General features: G+C 64.3%; 1 pseudogene. It reads right to left on the reverse strand.

What is annotated here, in order from left to right:
* Positions 1 to 325, reverse strand: a pseudogene (locus FKP22_RS33335) (hypothetical protein); the annotation flags it as partial.

The raw sequence follows: 325 nt of genomic DNA on the forward strand, positions 1-325 counted from the left end.
CCCCAGCGGGCCTTGCACGTAGGCGTTGCCGACGTTCTTCCACCGGTGGTGGATCCAGATGATGTTGTTGGCCGAGTCGTACTCTTCGGTGATGTTCCAGCCGGGCTCCATGCCAGCGTCCCAGCTGGCGGTGTATTTGTTGAAGCCAGTGCCTTCTTCGGTGCTGGTGGCCCGGCCCAGGTCGTCGTAGCCAAAGCTCACGCGGCGCTTGCCCTCCTCGTCCACCACGCCGGTCAAGGCCCAGGCCAGGCCGGGCTTGTCGTAGATGAACTGCAGATACTTGCCGTCGGGCCAGGTGAGCTGGCTCAGGTTGCCGCCGGTGTAG

The organism is Ideonella azotifigens (assembly GCF_006519715.1).
Taxonomy (GTDB): domain Bacteria; phylum Pseudomonadota; class Gammaproteobacteria; order Burkholderiales; family Burkholderiaceae_C; genus Ideonella; species Ideonella azotifigens.